Below are 20,451 nucleotides of genomic sequence, written 5' to 3'. Positions count from 1 at the left end.
GGCCGGCAGGGCGATATGAGTTCGCACGTCCTCGACCGGCCGGTCTGGTCGGCTTTCACCGGCCGGCAGGCGGATCGTGCGATCCGCCGGGGCCTGGCCCTCCGGGTCGCGCCGGCGTTTGGCCTGTTCACCGCCGCGGCCGACACCTCGATAGAGGCCCTTTCCGATCTGGGCGCCCTGGTCGTCGAGCATGGTGTCGGCGGCCTTGTCGAGCTTGCCGCGCCGCCGCCCATTCCAGGGACTCTGGTCGTCTCCAGCGCAATGTGCCTGCAGATGGTCGCCGAGGCCGTCGCGCCAGCCTGGGACGTCGCCTTTCAGATGCTGCCGCTGGGCGACGCCGATGCGGCCGAGATGCTGGCCCTGGCCACCCTGACCAAGCCCGGCCCCTTCTTCGCTCGCACCCATCAACTGGGCAGCTTCATTGGCGCGCGCGTCGACGGCCAACTGGTCGCCATGGCCGGTGAGCGGATGCGGCCCGAGGGCCATACCGAAGCCAGCGGGGTCTGCGTGCATCCCGATCACCGGGGCAAGGGCTATGCCGCGCGGCTTCTGCGCGAGGTGACGGCCAGGATTCTGGCGCGCGGCGAGCAGGCGTTTCTGCATAGCTATGCCGACAACGCCGCCGCCATCGGCCTCTACGAATCGCTGGGCTATCGCGGTCGGCGCGAGGTGGTGTTCACGATCCTGGCGGCGGCCTAGGCGGGATCGAGGTTCAGAGATTCCGGATGCTCAAGCCCAAACCATAAATCTCCGTCATTCCCGCCCTTGTGGCGGGAACCCCTCTGTCCGCCGCAGGTGCGGGAGAGGCGAAGTGCGCGCGCACTTCGCTGGCGCTTCACGTGCGAGCTGAACCAGGGGTTCCGGGCACAAGGCCCGGAATGACGGGAAAAATGGGAGGGATGGACTGAATGTCGATCAGCCCTAGGCCTCAGCCGTCTTCGCCGCCGCCTTTCGCGCCCAGCCGTAGAGCGCCAGGATCACGACCGCCGCAGCGACCAGGGCCAGGATCATGCCGGTGTGCTCAGGCGGCGCGAAGGGTACGGCCAGGGGCGAGGGGTTGTTTGTGCCGACAATCAGGCCGGCCAGGGCCACATTGAACAGGCTCTCGCCGACGATGAAGCCCGAGGCCACCAGCACGCCCATGCGCTTTGCCGGCTCGGCGGTGCGGTCCTTGCTGACCATGCGCTCATAGATCCAGCCGATTACGGCGCCGACCACCACGGGGGCGGTCACCGCGCTGGGCAGATAGATGGCCAGGCCCACGCCCAAGGGCGGCAGGCTGAGGCGCTGGGCGCTGAACCGGCGCACCAGAATGTCGACCAGCACCAGACCCAGCCCGATCGCCGCGCCGATGCCCAGCAGGTTCCAGGGCAGCACGCCGCCCATCACGCCCTTGGCCAGGGTGGAGATCAGGGTGGCCTGGGGCGCGCCGAGGTTCTCGGCGCCGGCCACGGTGCTGAGATTGGGGGCTCCGGTGAAGCCGTTGGAGCGATTGAGCAGTTCCAACATCACCGGAATGACCATTGAGCCGGCCAGTACGCCGATCACCAGGGCGACCTGCTGCTTCCACGGGGTGGCGTCGACCAGTTGGCCAGTCTTCAGGTCCTGCAGGTTGTCATTGGCGACCACGGCCACGGCCAGGACGATGGCGGTGACGAACAGGGCGAAGGCGACCAGGGCGGTGGTGACGTCCGGTCCGATCGTCGTGCGGCCGATCGCCCCGACCATCAGCGAGGCGCCCAGCACGGTCAGGATGGCGATGCCCGAGACCGGGCTGTTGGACGAGCCGATCAGGCCGGCCATGTAGCCGCAGACGGCGGCGGCCAGCAGGCCGGCGAACACCAGATAGGCCACGGCGGCGACGATCAGCGGCGTGGCGATGGCCGACAGCGGCCCGCCGCTGAGGAAGTGGGCCATTACCCAGCCGGCCGGGGCCAGCAGGGCGGTGGCGACGATGCCGACGATCAGGATCGGAATGTCCTGCTCGACCCGGGGGATCACGGCGCCATCGACGCGGCGGGCCTTGCCGGCCTCGAAGGCCGAAACCAGGCCCTGCCAGATCGGGACGATCAGCTTGCCCAGGGTCCAGATCGCGGCGGCGCCGATCACGCCGGCGCCCAGGAAGCGGACCTTGGTGCTCCAGACCGTCAGGGCGTGGTCGGCGGCGCTGGCGCCCGGCATCGGGAAGATGTGGGTCATGATCGGCACCAGCACGGCCCAGGCGATGGCCAGGCCGGCGAACATGGCGATGCCGACGGTGATGCCCATCAGGTGGCCCGCGCCCATCAGGGCCAGCGAGCTTGAGGCGCCCAAGCCGGTCGCGCCGGCCCCGGCCTTGAAGTAGCCGGCCACCTCGCCGGCGAAGATCTTGGCGGCCGCCAGGGCGGCGAACAGCGACGAAGCCAGGGTGCCTGCGGCGACAGCGACCAGACCGGCCTTGCCCTCGGCGGCGCCTTCGCGCGAGCCGGTGCCGACCTTCAGCACCTCGGCGGCGGCGACGCCCTCGGGATAGGGAAGGTTGGAGTTGGTCACCAGGGCCCGGCGCAGGGGGATGGTGTACATTACGCCCAGAATGCCGCCGACCGCGCAGGCCATGAAGGTGGTGAAGAACGGCACATGCGCCCACCAGCCGATCATCAGCAGGCCGGGCAGGACGAAGATCACCGAGGCCAGGGTGCCCGCCGCCGAGGCGATGGTCTGGACGATGTTGTTTTCCTGGATGGTCGAGGTCTTGAAGGCCCGCAGCAGCGCCATCGAGATCACCGCCGCCGGGATCGAGGTCGCAAAGGTCAGGCCGACCTTGAGGCCCAGATAGACCTGGGCCGCCGTGAACACCAGGGTGATGGCGATCCCGAGCAGCACGCCGCGAATGGTGAATTCCGAGCGTGGAACGGCGGCGGCGTCGGCCATGAGGCGGTCCTGAAACAGTTAAGGCGGCCGGACCTTGCACGTCCGACCGCCCCAAACTCAAGCCTTCGATTGAGCCGCTGTTATGAAATCACAGAACGCTCAACATCTCCGCGACCAGCGGGTGACGGACGATGTCGCGGTCAGCCAGGCGGACCACGCCGATGTTCTCCAGCGCTTCGAACTTGGCGGCCACGTCGGCCAGGCCCGAAATACCGGGCAGCAGGTCGGACTGGTTGGGGTCGCCGGTGACGACCATGGTCGAGTTCCAACCCAGGCGGGTCAGCAGCATTTTCAGCTGCATGTAGGTGCAGTTCTGGGCCTCGTCGATGACCACGAAGGCATTGTTCAGGGTGCGACCCCGCATGAAGCCCACGGGTGCGATCTCGATGGCGCCCTCTGCCATCAGCGCGCGCATGCGCCGGGTCGAGAGGCGGTCGGTGAGGGCGTCATAGAGCGGGCGCAGATAGGGGGCCAGCTTGTCTTCCATGTCACCGGGCAGATAGCCCAGGGACTCGCCGGCCTCGACAGCAGGGCGCGACAGGACGATGCGGGCCACGCTGCCGGCTTCCAGGGCTTCCACAGCCTTGGCGATGGCGATGTAGGTCTTGCCGGTGCCTGCGGGGCCCAGCGCCATGACCAGGTTCTTCTTGTCGATGGCCTCCATCAACTCGGACTGGCCGGGAGACTTGGGTTTTATGGTCTTGAGGTAACTTTGATCCCGCTCCGGCCCCTTTGCGGCCCCGTCGGGCCCGAGGGGCGACCAGCCATTGCCTCGCTCCCGAATATCGACCGGCAAGCGACGCACCTTGGCGTCGTCACCATAGTGGCCGGTCTCGGTCGCGCCTTCGCGCGCCATACGCTTCAGGGCTCGCTTGGTCATGAAAGCCTCCATTCAGGCATAAAAAAAAGGACGAGGCCGTGTGGCGTCGTCCTTGGCGGTGGGGAGGAGATGAACGAAGACGCGTGCGCAACGGGCGGCTCGGTGCTGGACCGAGAGGGCGGTGGTTCCGAAGAACGCCTGTACGCCAAAAGCGACACCCTGATCTCCGTCGTCGGGAGCCGGGGCCGAACATCGACCCCGGTGGGAATCGATGGGATTTCTCCCCTCGAATCGCCCGACTAGGATGATGCTAACGTGGTTTCTCAGATGTTAATCAAGCGACGATTTCAAGAAAATGGGGTGTACGGATGACTGTCTATTCCTTGGGCGCCGCTAGCCCGATCCTTCCCGAGGCGGGCGAATACTGGATCGCCCCGACCGCATCGGTCATGGGCAATGTCATTCTGAAGAGAAATGCCAGTATATGGTGGGGCGCAATTGCTCGGGGTGACAACGATCCGATCGAGATCGGTGAGAACAGCAATGTTCAAGACGGTTCAGTACTTCACACCGACCATGGTGCGCCGCTGACCATCGGGGCCAACGTGACCATCGGTCACATGGTTATGCTGCATGGCTGCACCATCGGCGACGGCTCGCTGATCGGGATCGGGGCGATCGTGCTCAATGGCGCGAAGATTGGCCGCAACTGTCTGATCGGCGCCGGCGCCTTGATCACCGAGGGCAAGGAAATTCCGGACAATTCGATGGTGATGGGCGCGCCCGGCAAGGTGGTGCGCGAGATCGGCGAGCAGCATGCTCTGATCCTTCAAGGCTCGGCTCTGCACTATGTCGAGAACTGGAAGCGCTACAACCGCGACCTGTTGCCCGTCTGACCTGCGGCTTCGGGAGCGCCGCTTCCTGTCGGGGGAGGAGTCGGAAGCGGCGCTCTCGATCCCGCATGGAATCATCACGTGCGGGGCAGGCGTTCGACGCCGGCGCTCAGATCGCCTGCAGCCGAAGCCGGAAGGCGAACCCGGTGGGGCAACCAGATCCGCACTCAACCTAAAGCGTGAGCGTCGACTTGGTTGCATCGCGCAGTGAACTCGCCTGTGGCGAAAAGCCCTCGGTGATCAGCCCTGGCGATGGATCGAGACGCGCTTGACCCTGTTCGTTCCGTGGTCAGCCAAACTTGACCGTGCAATGTCCCGGCGGAAGATCGGCAGGCGCGGCCGCTTGCATCCCTCAGGCAAGCTGTTGCAAAGCTCTCCGCACCCGTTTCCGAACGCGCCTTCCGGGAGGGTCGCTTGAAATCCAAGAAGCCGACCATTGACGATGTCGCCCGCGTCTCTGGCGTGGCGCGCGTCACGGTTTCCCGCGTCCTGAACGGCGGGCCCAATGTCCGCGACGAGGTGCGCGACAGGGTGATGCGGGCGGTCGAAAGCCTGGACTACAAGGTCAATCCCCAGGCGCGCAGCCTGGCGGGCGGCGCCAGCCGGCTGCTGGCCTTTGTGTTCGCGTCCGACCCCGACAAGGAGCCCAATTCCTACTACGAGTCCGCTCTGGAGCTTGGCGCCCTGCGCGCCTGTCTGGCCCTGGGCTACCAGGTGCTGATCCAGAACGTGCCGCAGAATACGCCTGATCGTCAGAAGCGGGTGATGGACCTGATCACGACCCAGCGCTGCGAGGGTCTGATCCTCTCGCCGCCCTACAGCGATGACGTCGAACTGATTGACGCGGCGCTGGCCCTGGGCTGTCGCGTGGTGGCGGTGTCGCCGGGCGGGATGGGGCGGGGCAGGGCGGACAGCGTCGGCATCGATGACGAGGCCGGCGGCTACGACATGGCCCGTGAGCTTCTGCGCCTGGGTCATCGTCGGTTCGGCTTCATCGCCGGCCTGGAGGGACACCTTTCGGCGGACCGCCGCCTGGAAGGCTTCAAGCGCGCCCTGGCCGAGCAGGGGCTTGGCGACGAGGCCTATGTCATGGTTCGCGGCGACTTCACGTTCCGGTCAGGCACCCGCCTGGCGCCGGAACTGCTGGATCACGCCCTGAAGCCGACGGTCCTGGTCTGCGCCAATGACGACATGGCCGCTGGAGGGCTGTCGGCCGCTCACGCTCGGGGGCTGAGCATTCCCGGCGATCTGTCGATCACCGGCTTCGACGATGCGCCGGTCGCCGGGATCGTCTGGCCGCCACTGACGACGGTGAATCAACCGGTGAAGGATCTCGGCCAGCGGGCCGTCGAGCTTCTCGTCGCCCGTCTGACCGGCGCCAATCTGGCGTCCGAGCCCGTCTTCCATCTTCTCGACCATATGGTCGTTTCGCGACAGACAACCGCGCCGCTGCCGGGTCGTTGAACGCCGTTTCTGTTTCAAACTTGACAACGTTGTCGACGGATCGCTAATTGGAAGCGCTTCCAATTAGCTCAAGACGGGCGGTTGGTGTGAAAACGACAAGAAGCGCCGCCACAACGGGCGCAGTTCAGGGGAGAGCTATGCGAAACCGCATCACGCGCCGGGCGCGTCCGTCGATCAGTCGATTCTATGCCACAGCCTCCGTCGCTGCGATCACCGTGGCGCTGGCAGGCTCGATCGCCAATGCCCAGGAGGTCCCGGACAGGCCCGACACCGACACCGTCGAAGCGGTGGTCGTTACCGGGATCAAGGCCGGCATCCAGAACTCGATCAACATCAAGAAGAACGAGACCTCAATCGTCGAGGCGATCTCGGCCGAAGACATCGGCAAGCTGCCCGACGTGTCGATCGGCGAGTCCATCGCCCGCCTGCCGGGTCTGGCGGCCCAGCGCGTCAATGGTCGCGCCCAGGTGATCTCGATCCGGGGCCTCGCGCCCGACTTCACCACCACCCTGCTGAACGGCCGCCAGCAGGCCAGCTCCGGCGACAACCGCGCCGTCGAGTTCGATCAGTATCCGTCGGAACTGCTGTCCAGCGTCGTGATCTACAAGACGCCCGACGCCCAGGTCTCGGGCATGGGCCTCTCGGGCACCGCCGATCTGCGCACCGTGCGTCCGCTGGCCTACGGGCGCCGCGCCCTGGTCCTGAACCTGCGCGGCGAACAGACGGCCGGCAAGAAGCTCAATGACGACGTCGCCAATCGCGGCGGCCGTTTCAGCGCCAGCTATATCAACCAGTTCGCCGACGACACGATCGGCGTGGCCCTGGGCTATGCGCACCTCGACTCGCCTTCGCAGGTCAAGCACTACAAGGCCTACGGCTATGAGGCTTTCGGCTTCGCCGTCACGCCCGACAGCGCCGACAACGCCCTGATGCTGAACGGCCAGGAGATCTTCGTCACCTCGCGCCTGAACAAGCGCGACGCCGCCATCGGCATTTTCGAATATCAGCCGAACGATCGCATCCACTCGACCCTCGACCTCTATTATTCGACCTTCAAGCAGAACGAGACCACGCGCGGCGCGCAGTGGTTCTCGAACGGCTGGGCCGACAACGCCACCTTCACCAACGTCAAGACCAAGCAGCTGGGCGGTTCGACCTTCGCCGAAAGCGGCACCCTCAACCGGGGCGTTCTGCAGCTGCGCAACGACTTCAACAAGCGCCAGGACCAGCTGTTCTCGGCCGGGCTGAACAATGAGTTCAAGCTGGGCGAGCACACCACGCTGCTGGCGGATCTGTCCTATTCTTCCAACAAGCGCAAAGAACAGATCATGGAAACCTACGCCGGCTATGGCCAGGGCGTGGGCGGGGTAAAGCCCGGTACTCCGGATGTCGGGCGCACCTTTGACACCATCGGCTTCCAGGTCGCCGACAAGGGCTTCTCGCAATATGACGAAGGCCTGAACTACGCCGACGCCACCAAGGTCACCCTCGGTGATCGCGCCCCCTGGGGCGGCTGGGGTCATGATGGGGCGATCCGCTATCCGCACGTGAAGGAAGACGTGTCGGCTCTGGACCTGCGGCTTGAACACGAGATGGACGGCTTCATCACCGGCGTCGATGTGGGCCTGAACTACACCAAGCGCGAAAAGACCAAGTCCGTCCTGGACAACGACCTGTTCCTCAAGAACGGCCGCCAGCAGGTCTACGTGGACGCCGGCGATCTGGTCGCTCCGACCCAGCTGGGCTTCGCCGGATTTGGCGGCGTGCTCAGCGTCAAGATCGGCGACGTCTGGAAGAAGTACTACAACGCCGCGCCGATCCTTGACGCCAACTACTTCGACAAGAACTGGGCGATCACCGAGGAGGTCACGACCGCCTTCGCCAAGGCCAACTTCCAGGTCGGCGATCTGCGCGGCAACCTGGGCGTCCAGGTGGTCAAGCAGTCGCAGGACTCGAGCGGCGTCGTGATCAATGGCCTGGAGCCGGGCAAGCCTATCGTCCCGACCAAGATCAAGGACGGGGCCGACTACACCGACGTCCTGCCCAGCCTGAACATGATCTACGACCTGGGCGGCGGTCATCGTCTGCGCTTCGCCCTGTCCAAGACCATGGCCCGTCCGCGCATGGACGACCTGCGCGCCAATGTGACGCCGGGCTTCAATTCGCTGGTCTGCAGCGGCCAGCCCTGCGCGCCGGGCACGACTGTCAATCCGTGGTCGGCCAGCGGTGGCAATCCGAACCTCAAGCCCTGGATGGCCAAGGCCGCTGACCTTGCCTACGAGTGGTACGTCAGTCCGGCGACCTATCTGTCGGTGGCGGCGTTCTACAAGAAGCTCGACACCTACATCTATCAGCAGAGCGGCACGTTCGACTTCACGGGTATCCCGCTGCCGTCGACCGCGACGGCGATCCCGCCAGGCATCGTCATCAGCAACATCGGCCAGATCACCCTGCCGGCCAACGGCAAGGGCGGCGAGGTCAAGGGGCTGGAGTTCAGCGGCGCGGTTGACCTGGGTGAGATCGTCGATCCGCTGAAGGGCTTCGGCATGCAGGGCAGCCTGTCGCTGACGGAGTCGAACCTCAATCCGACCACCAGCACCGATCCGAAACAGAAGGTGCGCATCCCGGGTCTGTCGGGAACGGTCTACAACGTCACCGGCTACTATGAACGCGGCGGCTTCCAGGCGCGGATTAGCCAGCGCTATCGCTCCGCCTTCAAGGGCGAGGTGGTGCAGCTGTTCGCCACGCGAGGCTTCACCGAGATCCTGGCCGACAAGCAGGTCGACGCCCAGATCGGCTACACCTTCCAGGAAGGCCGGCTGGAGAACCTGGGCTTCCTGCTGCAGGTCAACAACCTGACGGACTCGCCCTACCGCACGCGTCTGGGCCTCGACGGCGGCGGCACGACCACCAGCGGCGGCGCCACCCTGCCCGAGACCTACGAAAAGTACGGCCGTCAGATCCTGTTCGGCGTCAACTATCGGTTCTAACCCTGACATCGCGCGGACGGCTTCCAGGAGCGGTCCGCACACAGGCAAGAACCGGTGAAGGTCGGAGTCGGCTCCCCGCGGCCCCGACCTTCAACCTCATGGGAGGCGGGCTATGCAACCGCTGAAGAAGATCCTGATCGCCGGCGGCGGCTCGGCCGGCTGGATGACAGCCGCCCTCTGCGCGCGCCTGTTCCAGGGGCTGTATGAAATCGTCCTGATCGAATCCGAGGAGATCGGAACGGTCGGTGTGGGCGAGGCGACGATCCCCGCCATCAAGAAGTTCAACGAGCTTCTGGGCCTGGATGAGGATGCGTTCCTGCGCGGCACGCAGGGCAGCTTCAAACTGGGCATCCAGTTCAAGGACTGGGGGCGCAAGGGCGAAAGCTACATCCATGGCTTTGGCGTCATCGGCCAGGACCTGGGATGGTTGCGTTGCCACCAGTACTGGCTGCGCATGCGGGAACTGGGCCGCGAAGGCGATTTCTCGAACCTGTCGATCAACACGGCCGCCGCGTTGCAGAACCGGTTCATGCGCGCCCGCCCGGACATGGGCGACTCGCCGATGGGCCATATCGCCCACGCCTTCCATTTCGATGCTGGCCTCTATGCCCGCTACCTCAGCGGTTTCGCCCAGGCGCGCGGCGTGCAGCGGCGCGAGGGCAGGATCGTCGATGTGACGCTGAGACCCGAGGACGGCTTCGTCCAGTCGGTGACCATGAACGACGGCGAGGTCATTGCCGCCGACTTCTTCGTCGACTGCTCGGGATTCCGGGGCCTGATCATCGAGCAGGCCATGAAGACCGGCTATGAGGAGTGGAAGCACTGGCTGCCGTGCGACCGCGCCATCGCCGTGCCGTGCGACCGCTCCGGGGATTTCACGCCCTACACCCGTTCGACCGCCCGCTCGGCCGGCTGGCAATGGCGGATCCCGCTGCAGCATCGCACCGGCAACGGCCACGTCTATTCCAGCCAGCACATCGACGATGACGAGGCTGAGCGTGTCCTGCTGGACAATCTCGACGGGGCCCAGCGGGCCGACCCGCTGCGTATCCGGTTCGTGACCGGCAAGCGCCGCAAGATCTGGAACAAGAACTGCGTCGCCATCGGCCTGGCCAGTGGCTTCCTGGAGCCGCTGGAATCGACCAGCCTGCACCTGATCCAGTCTGCGGCCATCCGCATGGTCCGCTTGCTGCCCGACGCCGGTTTCGATCAGGCCGGGATCGACGAGTTCAATCGCCAGAGCGACTTCGAATACGAGCGCATCCGCGACTTCATCATCCTGCACTACAAGGCCACGCAGCGCGACGACACGCCGTTCTGGCGCTACTGCCGCGACATGGACATTCCGGACACCCTGCGGCGGAAGATGGATCTGTTCTCGGCCAACGGCCGGGTCTTTCGCGAGGACGACGAGCTCTTCACCGAGGAGAGCTGGATCCAGGTGTTCCTGGGCCAGGGCATCATCCCGCGCGGCCATGACCCGCTGGTCGGCGTCCAGTCCGACGACGAGATCGCCCGCTATCTGGCCAATATCGAGACCGTCATCGGCAAGTGCGTGAACCTCATGCCCGGCCACGCCGAGTTCGTCGCCCGGACCTGTCCCGCGCCGCCGCTGGTCCAGTCCAAAGCCCTCGCCCTCTAGATTGTAGCCCACGGAGTATCGCCATGACGACCGCAGCCCAGCCCTTGTCCGCCCTGCGGATCCTGTGCCGGACCACAGCCGCCGTGGCTCTGCTGGCCCTGACGCCGGCTGCCGCGACCATGGCTCAGGTCATGCCAACCCAGGACAGCGCCCCGCTGGCGCCGCGCGCCGGTGACCCGGCCTGGGCCCGGGCCGACGCCCTGGTCAAGCAGATGACCCTCGACGAGAAGATCAGCTACCTGCACGGGCTGTTCCCGCCGATGACCAAGACGGTCGCGGCCGACATGATCCCCTCGGCCGGCTATGTGCCCGGCGTGCCGCGCCTGAAGATCCCGACCCTGCGCCAGAGCGACGCCAGCCTGGGCGTCGCCAACCAGGTCGAACAGCGCAAGGGCGATGTGGCCACGGCCCTGCCGTCAGGCCTGGCCCTGGCGTCCACCTTCGAGCCCGAGCTGGCCTATCGGGGCGGCGCCATGATCGGCGCCGAGGCCCGGGCCAAGACCTTCAATGTGCTGCTGGCCGGCGGCGTGAACCTGACCCGCGACCCGTGGGCGGGGCGAAACTTCGAGTATCTGGGCGAGGATCCGCTGCTGGCCGGCGAGATGGCTGGCGCGCAGATCAGGGGTGTCCAGAGCAACAACATCGTCTCGACGATCAAGCACCTTGCCCTCAACGCCCAGGAGACCGGCCGCCACGTGATGGACGCGCAGATCGACGAGGCCGACCTGCGCGAGAGCGACCTGCTGGCCTTCCAGATCGCCATCGAGAAGAGCAATCCCGCCTCGGTGATGTGCGCCTACAACAAGGTCAATGGCGACTGGGCCTGCCAGAACGACCACCTGCTGAACAGGGTGCTCAAGCGCGACTGGAACTATCCCGGCTGGGTGATGTCGGACTGGGGCGCGGTGCACAGCACCACCAAGGCGGCGCTGGCCGGGCTCGACCAGCAGTCGGGTCAGGAACTGGACACCCAGATCTTCTTCGGCGACGACCTGAAGGCTGCCGTGGCCAGGGGCGAGGTCAGTCAGGCCCGCGTCGACGACATGGTCCGCCGCATCCTGCACGGGGTGATCACCTCGGGCCTGATTGACAACCCGATCTCGACGACCGCCCAGCCCATCGACTATGCCGCCCATGCCCAGGTCGCCCAGGCGGTCGCCGAGCGGGGCTCGGTGCTTCTGAAGAACGACGGCCATCTGCTGCCGCTGGCCAGGACAGCCCGGAAGATCGTGCTGATCGGCGCCCATGCCGATGTCGGTGTGATCTCGGGCGGCGGCTCGTCGCAGGTGCGGTCCGTGGGCGGCGCGCCGGTCGAGATCCCGCTGAACGGCGGGGAGGCGGCGTCGTTCGTCCGGGTCACCTGGCATGCCTCGTCGCCGCTGGAGGCGATCAAGGCGGCCGCGCCCAACGCCCAGGTGATCTATGTCGACGGCAAGGACCCCGCCGCCGCAGCGGCGGCGGCCAGGGACGCCGATGTCGCGATCGTCTTTGCCTGGCACTGGCAGACCGAGGCCCAGGACGCGCCCTCCATCGCCCTGCCCGAAAGCCAGGACGCCCTGATCGAGGCCGTCTCGGCCGCCAACAAGAACGCCATCGTCGTGCTGGAGACCGGCGGCCCCGTGCTGATGCCCTGGCTCGACCGCGTCGGCGCGGTGCTGCAGGCCTGGTATCCGGGTCAGCGCGGCGGCCAGGCCATCGCCCGCCTGCTGTTTGGCGAGGTCAATCCGTCGGGCCGTCTGGCGATGACCTTCCCCAGGACCGCCGAACAAGCGCCGCGCGCCAGCGCGCCGGGCTTCGCCGAGCAGGCCGTCATCGACGACGCTCGCCGCGCCGGTCAGACGGCCGGACCGATCAAGGGCTTCCCGGTGACCTATGTCGAAGGCGCCGCCGTCGGCTATCGCTGGTACGCCCAGCAGACGCTGCAGCCGCTCTATCCGTTCGGCTATGGCCTGTCTTACACCCGCTTTGACTACGCCAATCTCAAGGTCGAGGACGGCGACGGGCTGAAGGTCAGTTTCGATGTGACCAATACCGGCAAGGTCGCCGGCGCCGATACGCCCCAACTGTACGTCACGGCCGGCGCCCGCCGTCCGATGCTGCGCCTTGCCGGCTTCCAGAAGGTGGACCTTGCGCCGGGCGAGACCCGGCGGGTCACGCTGGAGGTCGAGCCGCGTCTTCTCGCTGACTATGATGTCGCCAAGCCCGGCTGGACAATCGCCGCCGGAACCTATCCTCTTTATGTCGGCCGCCATGCGGGTGACACCGCCCTGACCGGCAAGGCCCAGCTGAGGTCCTGGTCAAGGAAGCCCTGATGCGCCGGTCCGGCCTTGCCACGGCCCTGGCGGCCATCGCCCTGACCTTCGGCGGCTGCGCCGCGCTTCCCAAGGCCGGTCCGTCGACGGCGGGGGCCTGGATCACCACGGGCGATCGCTCGCAGTTGCTCGCCGAGCAAGGGCCGTCGACCTTCATGGAGGTCGACGACAGCGCGGGCGCTCCCTTGCTCGTCGTCGACGCCGCCGAGCGCCACCAGACCATGGTCGGCTTTGGCGCGGCGATCACCGACGCCTCGGCCTGGCTGATCCAGACCAAGCTTTCGCCTCAGCAACGCGACCAGCTGATGGGCGAGCTGTTCGGGCGGGGCGAGGGCGGTCTGGGCTTCAGTTTCACGCGGGTGACGATCGGCGCGTCCGACTTTTCGCTCGATCATTACAGTCTGGACGACGCGCCCGGCGGCGCGCCTGATCCAGATCTGAAGTCCTTTTCGATCGCGCGGCCCGCCCAGTATGTCTTCCCGACCGTGCGCCAGGCGCTGGCGATCAATAGGGATCTGAAGGTCATGGCCTCGCCCTGGAGCGCCCCGGCCTGGATGAAGACCACCAATTCGCTGGTGAAGGGGCAGCTGAAGTCCGAGGCCTATTCTGTCTATGCCGAGTTCTTCGCGCGCTATGTTCAGGCCGCCGGCAAGGTCGGCGTGCCCACCGACTATCTCAGCATCCAGAACGAGCCGGATTTCGAGCCGGAGAACTATCCGGGCATGCGCTGGTCGGCGCTCGATCGCGCCCGTTTCTTCGGCGAGAACCTGGGACCGGTCTTCCAGCGCGAGCGGATCAAGACCCGCATCCTCGACTGGGACCACAACTGGGATCATCCCGAGCAGCCCCTGGCCGTGCTGGCGGACGCTCGGGCCCGGGCCGTCGTCTCGGGCGTCGCCTGGCACTGCTACGGCGGTGACGTCTCGGCCCAGGCCCAGGTGGCGGCGGCCCATCCCGACAAGGATGTGTTCTTCACCGAATGCTCCGGAGGCCAGTGGTCGCCGAAGTTCGATGAAAGCTTCAGCTGGATGATGAGCAAGCTGATCATCGGCTCGACGCGCGGCGGCGCGCGCGGCGTGCTGATGTGGAACCTGGCGCTGGATGAGGCCTATGGCCCGCACGCCGGCGGCTGCGGAGACTGTCGCGGCGTGGTGACCATCGACAGCCGTACCGGCGCCGTCGAACGGAACCAGGAGTACTACGCGTTTGGTCACGCCAGCCGCTTTGTGAAGCCCGGCGCCGTTCGCATCGGATCGCCCGCCAAGGTCGGCGATCTGGAGACCGTGGCGTTCCTGAACCGCGACGGCGGGCGCGTCCTGATCGTGCTCAACGGCGGTCAAACCCCATCCGCCTTCGCTGTCGCCGACGGTGGTCGCCGGTTCAGGGCGACGATCCCGGCGCGGTCCGCAGCGACGCTGGTCTGGTAGCCTTGCGGTCCTGAGCCGGTCTGTTCCGGGGCCTTTGCCGTCGCGGCCGCGTCCGGCGCATCCGAAGATCATCGAGACCGAGCCGGGCGCTGGCTATCGCTTCATCGCCGATTGAGCCGCTAGACATCGACAGGTTCCGCCCGACCGGTCAGACGGGCTCAGGCCAGGCCTCCAATGCTGAGCCTGCCAGCGACGAGACGCGCGCAGGCCTTTCGCGCTGGTGACGAGCGCCCGCCAAAGTCCGGCGGATCGCTGACACGGAGGCCTTGACCCTTGCCGCGAGACTCTTACGACTTGCCGAGCGCGGGGAAAGCACAAGCCATGACGTCCTTCTATGATCGCCACATTCTGCCTCGTGTCATCGGCTGCGCCTGTGGGGCGGGGGCTATCGCCAAGCAGCGCGCCCGGGTGGTGCCACAGGCGGAAGGACGGGTTCTGGAGCTGGGGATCGGCGGCGGGCTGAACCTGGCGTTCTATGATCCGTCGCGGGTGACCAGCGTCACCGGCATTGATCCATCGGAGGGCTTGCGCGATCGGGCGCTGGCCGCGCCGCGCCCGGAAGGTCTCAAGGTTGAGATCCTGGCGGGGGAGGCCGAGCAGATGGGCTTTGACAGCCACAGTTTCGATACCGTCGTCTGCACCTTCACCCTCTGCTCGGTGCACACACCCACCGCAGTTTTGGCCGAGGCGCGCCGGGTTCTGAAACCGGGCGGCCGGTTCCTCTTTTGCGAGCATGGGCTATCGCCCGACGCCCCGGTCGCGCGCTGGCAGAAAAGCATCGAACCCTTCTGGACGCCGCTGGCGGGCGGATGCCGTCTTACCCGGCCCGTGGGCGCGGCGATCACCGCCGCGGGGTTCGTGATCAAGGAGACCAAGGCATTCTATATGCCCAAGGCGCCCCGGCCTTTGGGCTGGTGCGAGCTTGGCGTCGCGCTCTCCGCCTGAGGCTGATCCCATTACATCAAGGCGACCGTCTTGTGTTTTCCGTCGTGCAGGGCGCGCGCCAGCGCCCTGCGGATTGCCGCGCCCCCGGAAATTTACTCATTTTGGGTAGATTTTCCGGAGCCGTTCAGAGGCGGAGGGGTGTCAGTTAAGATGGCGTTAGCAATTTTCGAAAAACTCTCTGCTAGGTTGTTCTTGGAGTGAATCGGACCGCCATGTTGTTCTCAAGCACGGCCAAGACCAGGCAAGCCGCAGTTGTTTTGGAACTGCGCGAGTTAAGGGCCCTGGTTGCGGCCATGGATCGTTCCCAGGCGGTGATCGAGTTCAAGCTGGACGGAACCATCCTGAAGGCCAATGCCAATTTCCTGAGCGCTCTGGGCTATCGAGCCGAAGAGGTCGTAGGGCAGCACCACCGGATTTTCGTCCCGCCAGCCGAAGCGGCGAGCGCCGAGTACCGCGCCTTCTGGGATGAGCTTAACAGTGGCCAGTTCGTGGCCCGCAAGTTCTTGCGGGTGACCAAACAGGGCGCGGAGTGCTGGATTCAAGCCTCGTACAACCCCGTGCTGGACGAGAACGGCAAGCCTTACAAGGTCATCAAGTTTGCGACCGACGTCACGGCGGTTGAGGTCGAGCGCATCCGGTTGGAGGCTGAGCGACACCGCGCCGCCGAGGATCAGGAGGAGGTTATTGCCAACCTCGCCGCAAGCCTGAAGCGGATGGCGCAGGGCGACCTTACCGCCCGGATCACCGCCCAGTTCCTGGGACGCTACGCCCAGATCAAGGATGACTTCAACGCCGCGATTGATTCATTGCGGACGACGATGAGCAGCATTTCGGCGACGACGGGCGGCCTGCGCGCGGGTGCGGATGAAATCTCGTCGGCCTCCGACGATCTGTCGCGTCGCACCGAGCAGCAGGCCGCCAGCCTCGAACAGACGGCGGCGGCGCTCGACGAGATCACCGCGACCGTCAAGCGCAGCGCGGCAGGCGCCAAGCAGGCCTCGACCACGGCCTCGGGCGCGCGAAGCGATGCGGCCCGCTCGGGCGACGTCATGCGAGACGCCGTGACGGCCATGGGCGAAATTGAACAAAGCTCAGGTCAGATTACCCAGATCATCGGCGTCATTGACGAAATCGCCTTCCAGACCAACCTCTTGGCTTTGAATGCCGGCGTGGAAGCAGCGCGCGCCGGCGAAGCGGGACGGGGTTTCGCGGTCGTGGCCCAGGAAGTCCGGGCCTTGGCGCAACGCTCCGCCGAAGCGGCCAAGGAGATCAAGACCCTGATCGCCAGCAGCACGGCCCAGGTCGAGCGCGGGGTCAGGCTGGTGGGCGACACCGGACAGGCCCTGACGGGCATCGTCGGCAAGATCGCCGAAATCGACGTGTTGATCTCCGAGATCGCCACATCGTCTCAGGAACAGGCCACGGGTCTCAATGAGGTCAATACCGCCGTCAACCAGATGGATCAGGTGACCCAGCAGAACGCAGCCATGGTGGAAGAGGCCACTGCGGCGGCCTCAAACCTCAGTACCGAGGCTGCCGAGCTGGCCTCGCTGGTCGCGCGCTTCCAGACTGGCGAGCCTGTCGCCCGGCTCGAACCCGCCCAAGCCGGTCGCCATGCCCCGGCGGCCAATCCCGTCGCGCGGTCCCAGGCCAAGATCGCCGCTTTCGCGCGTCCCGGCGGCGGCGGACAGGCGGCGGCCCAGTCCTGGGAAGAGTTCTGATCCACGTGCGGCACGGACAAGACGAATGGTGAGCGACGGCGGCCTGTCCAGAGAGGGTAGATTGGAGCTGATCTCCTTCGAGATCGGTGGCCAGGAGTTCTGTATCGATATCCGCAGTGTTCGCGAGATCCGGGGCTGGACCCCGGCCACGCCGATGCCTCACACGCCCGGTTACGTGCTGGGCGTGATCAATCTCCGGGGCGCGGTGATGCCCGTCATCGATCTGCGCTATCGGTTGGGTCTGGGCGTGACCGAGGTGTCGTCACGGCACGTGATCGTGGTGATCCAGCACGGCGCGCAGCTGGCCGGCGTTCTGGTCGACGGCGTTCAGGAAACCTTTCAGGTGGATGCGAGCGTGCTGCAGGAACCGCCTCAGATCGAAACCACCACACCAGACCTCTTCGTCGACGCCATCATTCCGATCGAAGACCGCCTGCTCAGTCGACTGGTCGTAAGGGCCCTGCTCCCTGCGCAGAGTCAGGCAGCGTAAGAAAGGCTGCCCGCTCGCCGGGATGTGCTGATCAACCTGCGCCCAGCAGCGCCCCGTACACGGTCGGCGCAGGTTTGAGCTGTCCCTCCACTCCCGCAACGGTGGTAGGCTAGGTGGCCAGAGGAACGACACAACTGAATCGCGGCCGGCTCATCGACCACTTCCAACTGGTCGTCCGCGATCAGTCCGCCGGCGGGCGCTCCTCGACGCCCGACCTGAAGAAGAACCGCAGTGTCAGCTGCTATCATTCGGGGCACATGGCCTATGGCGACCTCGCGGCGCTGAAGAAGATGAAAGCCGATCTGGACTCCTTCTACGCCGCCGCTCAGAAGGCATCGCCAGCAGCCCGCAACGACGCTCGCCCATGAGAGCGATGGAGACCGCAATGAAACTCGCGCGACGATCGGTTGTGCTCCTGGCCCTGCTCGTCGCCTCGACGGTTCTTGGCGCGGCGGGGGGGCGGCAGGCCGTCGCGGGTGAGCGCGCGGTCATCGCTTACAAGATTCACATTCATGACCTGGCCGGCCAGAAGGTGGATGTCGAGGCGAGCCTGCCGGTCAGCCAGCCGGTGGAAACCCTCTACATCCCGGTCTGGACGCCCGGCTACTACGTCAAGGAGGACTACAAGAAGAACGTCCTTCGCCTCCAGGCGTACGACGAAGGCGGGCGCGAGCTGGCCGTGGCAGACGGCGGCTCCAATCGCTGGACGGTGAACACCAGCGGCGCCAAGCGGCTGGTCGTTCGCTACGTGCTTTCTGCAAAGGAACGGTCCGTGTCGAAGGACGAGGTGACGTCCACCTACGCCGTGCTCAACAGCTCGGCGACCTACATCACCGTCAAGGGCGGCGAGCATCTTGGCCAAGAGGTCGCTCTCGACCTGCCCAAAGGCTGGGTCAGCGCGACCGGTCTCAAGAGGGTCGGGCCAGCCTCAGCTTCGCATTTTGCGGCCGCTAGCTATGAGGAGCTGGTCGATTCCCCGATCATGGCCGGCGACCTTGAGGTCCTCGACTTCACCTCGAAGGGCACGCGCCACCAGATCGCCTACAACCGCGGCGCGGTGGCCGTCGACAAGGCGCGGATGGCTTCCGATCTCAAGAAGGTGGTGGACGAGACGCGCGGTTTCTGGGGCGCAAAGCCCTGGCGGCAGTACGCGTTCCTGATCGCCTTCCGCACCAACACTGGCGGTGGCCTGGAGCATAGCCATTCGACCTTCGTGAACGTCAATCCCGAGCGGTTCGCCACCGCGTCGGGCTATGACGCCTTCGTGGCTCTGCTCGCCCACGAGTACCAGCACGCGTTCAACGTGAAGCGACTGCGCCCAGCGGAGCTGGGTCCCTTCGACTACGAAACAGTCCCGACCGTCTCTACCCTTTGGATCTCGGAGGGCCTGACCTCCTACTACAGCAACCTCATGCTGAGGCGGAGCGGGCTGATCGACGACGATCGCTATCTGGGCATGATGTCAAAGCAGATCACCGCCCTCCAGAACGCCCCGGGCCGGCTGAAGCAGTCGCTGGAGCAATCGTCGATGGGTGTGTGGTCGAACAGCCTGTCCGGTGTCGGCGCCTCGGACGCGACGGTCAGCTACTACGTCAAGGGCGAGGTCGCGGGCTTCCTGCTGGACGCGCATATCCGCAAGCTGACCGGCGGCAAGGCCAGCCTCGACGACGTCATGCGCAAGGCCTACGTCCAGTACTCCGGCAAGACCGGATTTCGGCCGGAGGAGTTCACGGCGGTGGCGGAAGGCGTCGCGGGTCAGCCGCTGAAGGACTGGTTCGCCAGCGTCATCGGCGCTCCGGGCGAAGTCGACTACGCCGAGGCGCTCGACCTGTACGGGCTGGACCTGACACGGAGCGAAGGCAAGGACGGCGCCAAATTTGTTCTATCGAGCGCGGCGAACGCGAACCAGAGTCAGACGGCCCGGCGGCGGTCCTGGCTTGGACCCCAATGATCGAGCCGCAGGTCGCCGTCAGGACGCATTGATGAACGCGCTAGAAAACGGCTCCTGAACGGCGGCGTCTTCCGGCTCGGTCTCCGCGAACATTTTCGCCCGCGCGATGATGCCAAGACCGGTTGGCGCTGGACTGGCGGCAGCTCAAAGTCCGTTGCTGGCGCAGAGAGGTGCGGCGGGCCCATCCCCGGACGCTTGGACGGCTTTTGCAGAATGTAGCCCCGTTCTTGAACGAACCGGGCTAGGTGGATGCCCCACCTGCGAGAGTGTCCCATGCCCGCCTTCACCATCGTCACCACCAGCGCGACCCACGGCAGCGATGCGGTGGAGGTGAGCACACTGAGCGACGATTTCACAAACGACAGCGAAGCCCTGGGCTATTCGCGCCGCATGGCCGAAGAAATGGTGGGCATGGCTCACCAGCTGGCCCTGGATTTCGATTTTAGCACCGTGGGCCTCTATGACGGCGACCTGATCGACGAGGACATCGATCAGTCCCACCCCGCTTTCCTTGGGGCCTGGGTCATGGACGAAGAGGGTGTGTCCTTCGTCGGAGCCGATGAACTGCGCGATGGCGAAACCGCCCCCGCAGGCGCCTGACGTCGGGCAGCTGGGGTAGCGGCTAGACCGAAGGCCGGCGTCAGCGTCTGTCGATGGGTTGAGCTTCGGCGGCGTTTAGCTGCGGCCCGCTGGTGGCGCCAGTTGCGGCCACCGGCTAGGCTTCACGGATGGTTCAGGTCAGCGGCCCTACGTGGTGGCTCAGAGCTGAGCGCGCTGCGCGCTCGCTGAAGGCGACAAGCCGGGGCGCCGCCAGGGCCCGGCACTCAGTCTATGTGATCTTGCTCCACGATGGGCGTAAGGCCGACCCATGGGGAGTCTATGTCGG

General features: G+C 66.0%; 15 protein-coding genes. 13 read left to right on the top strand and 2 right to left on the bottom strand.

The features are described from left to right. The first annotated feature begins 15 nt into the window (after positions 1–15). Positions 16–699 (top strand): GNAT family N-acetyltransferase, encoded by a 684-nt coding sequence (locus ACW176_RS00245; RefSeq protein WP_492110423.1) that lies wholly within the window; start codon positions 16–18, stop codon positions 697–699. Between the two features lie 222 nt (positions 700–921). Here the strand turns inward: ACW176_RS00245 and ACW176_RS00240 are convergent, their stop codons facing one another. Continuing rightward, positions 922–2,910, bottom strand: a complete 1,989-nt coding sequence (locus tag ACW176_RS00240) for an OPT family oligopeptide transporter (protein ID WP_492110422.1) — start codon at positions 2,908–2,910, stop codon at positions 922–924. 88 nt (positions 2,911–2,998) lie between these two features. After that, positions 2,999–3,802, bottom strand: coding sequence for a PhoH family protein (locus tag ACW176_RS00235; RefSeq protein WP_419317955.1), 804 nt, complete (start codon positions 3,800–3,802; stop codon positions 2,999–3,001). Positions 3,803–4,098: 296 nt separating this feature from the next. On the opposite strand from ACW176_RS00235, the gene ACW176_RS00230 reads away from it, so the two are divergent. The 12 genes from ACW176_RS00230 to ACW176_RS00175 all read left to right on the top strand — a co-directional run bounded on the left by ACW176_RS00230 (position 4,099) and on the right by ACW176_RS00175 (position 20,165). Next, entirely contained in the window at positions 4,099–4,626 is a 528-nt protein-coding gene (locus ACW176_RS00230; protein ID WP_492110421.1) for a gamma carbonic anhydrase family protein, read from the top strand. Between the two features lie 411 nt (positions 4,627–5,037). Further along, on the top strand, positions 5,038–6,087 hold the full coding sequence (locus tag ACW176_RS00225; protein WP_419317949.1) for a LacI family DNA-binding transcriptional regulator: 1,050 nt from the start codon (positions 5,038–5,040) through the stop codon (positions 6,085–6,087). Between the two features lie 137 nt (positions 6,088–6,224). Continuing rightward, positions 6,225–9,077: a TonB-dependent receptor gene (locus ACW176_RS00220; protein WP_492110420.1), complete on the top strand. Its 2,853-nt coding sequence runs from the start codon at positions 6,225–6,227 to the stop codon at positions 9,075–9,077. Between the two features lie 112 nt (positions 9,078–9,189). Further along, positions 9,190–10,719 (top strand): tryptophan halogenase family protein, encoded by a 1,530-nt coding sequence (locus ACW176_RS00215; protein ID WP_492110419.1) that lies wholly within the window; start codon positions 9,190–9,192, stop codon positions 10,717–10,719. A gap of 23 nt (positions 10,720–10,742) precedes the next feature. Then, a complete protein-coding gene (locus ACW176_RS00210) occupies positions 10,743–13,031 on the top strand; it encodes a beta-glucosidase (RefSeq protein WP_492110418.1) in 2,289 nt (762 codons plus the stop codon). Further along, on the top strand, positions 13,031–14,458 hold the full coding sequence (locus tag ACW176_RS00205) for a glycoside hydrolase family 30 protein (RefSeq protein ID WP_492110417.1): 1,428 nt from the start codon (positions 13,031–13,033) through the stop codon (positions 14,456–14,458). The genes ACW176_RS00210 and ACW176_RS00205 overlap by 1 nt, the downstream gene beginning before the upstream one ends. Before the next feature lie 321 nt (positions 14,459–14,779). Continuing rightward, positions 14,780–15,403, top strand: a complete 624-nt coding sequence (locus ACW176_RS00200) for a class I SAM-dependent methyltransferase (protein WP_492110416.1) — start codon at positions 14,780–14,782, stop codon at positions 15,401–15,403. Between the two features lie 212 nt (positions 15,404–15,615). Next, positions 15,616–17,124: a methyl-accepting chemotaxis protein gene (locus ACW176_RS00195; protein WP_492110415.1), complete on the top strand. Its 1,509-nt coding sequence runs from the start codon at positions 15,616–15,618 to the stop codon at positions 17,122–17,124. 25 nt (positions 17,125–17,149) lie between these two features. Further along, the gene (locus tag ACW176_RS00190; protein WP_492110414.1) at positions 17,150–17,614 is read left to right on the top strand and encodes a chemotaxis protein CheW; all 465 of its coding nucleotides are present in this window, start codon (positions 17,150–17,152) and stop codon (positions 17,612–17,614) included. Between the two features lie 113 nt (positions 17,615–17,727). Next, positions 17,728–17,982 (top strand): hypothetical protein, encoded by a 255-nt coding sequence (locus tag ACW176_RS00185; protein ID WP_492110413.1) that lies wholly within the window; start codon positions 17,728–17,730, stop codon positions 17,980–17,982. A 17-nt stretch (positions 17,983–17,999) separates the two neighbouring features. After that, complete coding sequence (locus ACW176_RS00180) at positions 18,000–19,565, top strand: M61 family metallopeptidase (protein WP_492110412.1); 1,566 nt, start codon at positions 18,000–18,002, stop codon at positions 19,563–19,565. A 273-nt stretch (positions 19,566–19,838) separates the two neighbouring features. Further along, entirely contained in the window at positions 19,839–20,165 is a 327-nt protein-coding gene (locus ACW176_RS00175) for a hypothetical protein (RefSeq protein WP_419317932.1), read from the top strand. Positions 20,166–20,451 lie beyond the last annotated feature (286 nt).

This window comes from Caulobacter sp. FV1ye13L, from assembly GCF_058681155.1.
Note: the sequence above shows the minus strand (reverse complement) of the source record. Positions and strands in the feature narration are given on the sequence as shown.